This is a genomic window from Streptomyces sp. NPDC008125, assembly GCF_042957125.1.
Classification (GTDB): Bacteria; Actinomycetota; Actinomycetes; order Streptomycetales; family Streptomycetaceae; genus Streptomyces.
Genome location: NZ_JBIBHR010000053.1, coordinates 1,691 through 4,872 on the forward strand (window position 1 = coordinate 1,691; position 3,182 = coordinate 4,872).

Sequence of the window (3,182 nt, forward strand, 5' to 3'; positions counted from 1 at the left end):
TTTGAGAACTGCACAGTGGACGCGAGCATCTGTGGCCAAGTTTTTAAGGGCGCACGGTGGATGCCTTGGCACCAGGAACCGATGAAGGACGTGGGAGGCCACGATAGTCCCCGGGGAGCTGTCAACCTAGCTTTGATCCGGGGGTTTCCGAATGGGGAAACCCGGCAGTCGTCATGGGCTGTCACCCGCTGCTGAACACATAGGCAGTGTGGAGGGAACGAGGGGAAGTGAAACATCTCAGTACCCTCAGGAAGAGAAAACAACCGTGATTCCGGGAGTAGTGGCGAGCGAAACTGGATCAGGCCAAACCGTATGTGTGTGATACCCGGCAGGGGTTGCGCATGCGGGGTTGTGGGATCTCTCTTTTACGGTCTGCCGGCCGTGAGACGAGTCAGAAACCGTTGATGTAGGCGAAGGACATGCGAAAGGTCCGGCGTAGAGGGTAAGACCCCCGTAGCTGAAACATCAACGGCTCGTTTGAGAGACACCCAAGTAGCACGGGGCCCGAGAAATCCCGTGTGAATCTGGCGGGACCACCCGCTAAGCCTAAATATTCCCTGGTGACCGATAGCGGATAGTACCGTGAGGGAATGGTGAAAAGTACCGCGGGAGCGGAGTGAAATAGTACCTGAAACCGTGTGCCTACAAGCCGTGGGAGCGTCGCTGTGTGTGCTTGCACATGCAGTCGTGACTGCGTGCCTTTTGAAGAATGAGCCTGCGAGTTAGCGGTGTGTAGCGAGGTTAACCCGTGTGGGGAAGCCGTAGCGAAAGCGAGTCCGAATAGGGCGTTTGAGTTGCACGCTCTAGACCCGAAGCGGAGTGATCTAGCCATGGGCAGGTTGAAGCGGAGGTAAGACTTCGTGGAGGACCGAACCCACCAGGGTTGAAAACCTGGGGGATGACCTGTGGTTAGGGGTGAAAGGCCAATCAAACTCCGTGATAGCTGGTTCTCCCCGAAATGCATTTAGGTGCAGCGTCGTGTGTTTCTTGCCGGAGGTAGAGCACTGGATAGGCGATGGGCCCCAACGGGTTACTGACCTTAGCCAAACTCCGAATGCCGGTAAGTGAGAGCGCGGCAGTGAGACTGTGGGGGATAAGCTCCATGGTCGAGAGGGAAACAGCCCAGAGCATCGACTAAGGCCCCTAAGCGTACGCTAAGTGGGAAAGGATGTGGAGTCGCAGAGACAACCAGGAGGTTGGCTTAGAAGCAGCCACCCTTGAAAGAGTGCGTAATAGCTCACTGGTCAAGTGATTCCGCGCCGACAATGTAGCGGGGCTCAAGCGTACCGCCGAAGTCGTGTCATTCACACATATAGGGCCAACGCCTGTGTGGATGGGTAGGGGAGCGTCGTGTGCCGGGTGAAGCAGCCGCGGAAGCGAGTTGTGGACGGTTCACGAGTGAGAATGCAGGCATGAGTAGCGATACACACGTGAGAAACGTGTGCGCCGATTGACTAAGGGTTCCTGGGTCAAGCTGATCTGCCCAGGGTAAGTCGGGACCTAAGGCGAGGCCGACAGGCGTAGTCGATGGACAACCGGTTGATATTCCGGTACCCGCTTTGAAACGCCCAGTACTGAATCAGGCGATGCTAAGTCCGTGAAGCCGGCCCGATCTCTTCGGAGTTGAGGGTAGTGGTGGAGCCGATGAACCAGACTTGTAGTAGGTAAGCGATGGGGTGACGCAGGAAGGTAGTCCAGCCCGGGCGGTGGTTGTCCCGGGGTAAGGGTGTAGGCCGTGTGGTAGGCAAATCCGTCACACGTTAAGGCTGAGACCTGATGCCGAGCCGATTGTGGCGAAGTGGATGATCCTATGCTGTCGAGAAAAGCCTCTAGCGAGTTTCATGGCGGCCCGTACCCTAAACCGACTCAGGTGGTCAGGTAGAGAATACCGAGGCGTTCGGGTGAACTATGGTTAAGGAACTCGGCAAAATGCCCCCGTAACTTCGGGAGAAGGGGGGCCATCACTGGTGATCCGATTTACTCGGTGAGCTGGGGGTGGCCGCAGAGACCAGCGAGAAGCGACTGTTTACTAAAAACACAGGTCCGTGCGAAGCCGTAAGGCGATGTATACGGACTGACGCCTGCCCGGTGCTGGAACGTTAAGGGGACCGGTTAGCTGACTTTCGGGTCGGCGAAGCTGAGAACTTAAGCGCCAGTAAACGGCGGTGGTAACTATAACCATCCTAAGGTAGCGAAATTCCTTGTCGGGTAAGTTCCGACCTGCACGAATGGCGTAACGACTTCTCGACTGTCTCAACCATAGGCCCGGTGAAATTGCATTACGAGTAAAGATGCTCGTTTCGCGCAGCAGGACGGAAAGACCCCGGGACCTTTACTACAGTTTGATATTGGTGTTCGGTTCGGCTTGTGTAGGATAGGTGGGAGACTTTGAAGCGGCCACGCCAGTGGTTGTGGAGTCGCCGTTGAAATACCACTCTGGTCGTGCTGGATGTCTAACCTCGGTCCGTGATCCGGATCAGGGACAGTGTCTGATGGGTAGTTTAACTGGGGCGGTTGCCTCCTAAAGAGTAACGGAGGCGCCCAAAGGTTCCCTCAGCCTGGTTGGCAATCAGGTGTTGAGTGTAAGTGCACAAGGGAGCTTGACTGTGAGACCGACGGGTCGAGCAGGGACGAAAGTCGGGACTAGTGATCCGGCAGTGGCTTGTGGAAGCGCTGTCGCTCAACGGATAAAAGGTACCCCGGGGATAACAGGCTGATCTTCCCCAAGAGTCCATATCGACGGGATGGTTTGGCACCTCGATGTCGGCTCGTCGCATCCTGGGGCTGGAGTCGGTCCCAAGGGTTGGGCTGTTCGCCCATTAAAGCGGTACGCGAGCTGGGTTTAGAACGTCGTGAGACAGTTCGGTCCCTATCCGCTGTGCGCGTAGGAATATTGAGAAGGGCTGTCCCTAGTACGAGAGGACCGGGACGGACGAACCTCTGGTGTGCCAGTTGTCCTGCCAAGGGCATGGCTGGTTGGCTACGTTCGGAAAGGATAACCGCTGAAAGCATCTAAGCGGGAAGCCTGCTTCAAGATGAGTATTCCCACCCCCTTTGAGGGGTTAAGGCTCCCAGTAGACGACTGGGTTGATAGGCCAGATGTGGAAGCCCGGTAACGGGTGGAGCTGACTGGTACTAATAGGCCGAGGGCTTGTCCTCAGTTGCTCGCGTCCACTGTGTTG

At 56.5% G+C, this 3,182-nt stretch carries 1 rRNA gene; it reads left to right on the forward strand.

Going from position 1 to position 3,182, the window contains the following annotated elements:
• Positions 1 to 33: 33 nt before the first annotated feature.
• Positions 34 to 3,159 (forward strand): 23S ribosomal RNA (locus tag ACFZAX_RS35325).
• Positions 3,160 to 3,182: the final 23 nt, after the last annotated feature.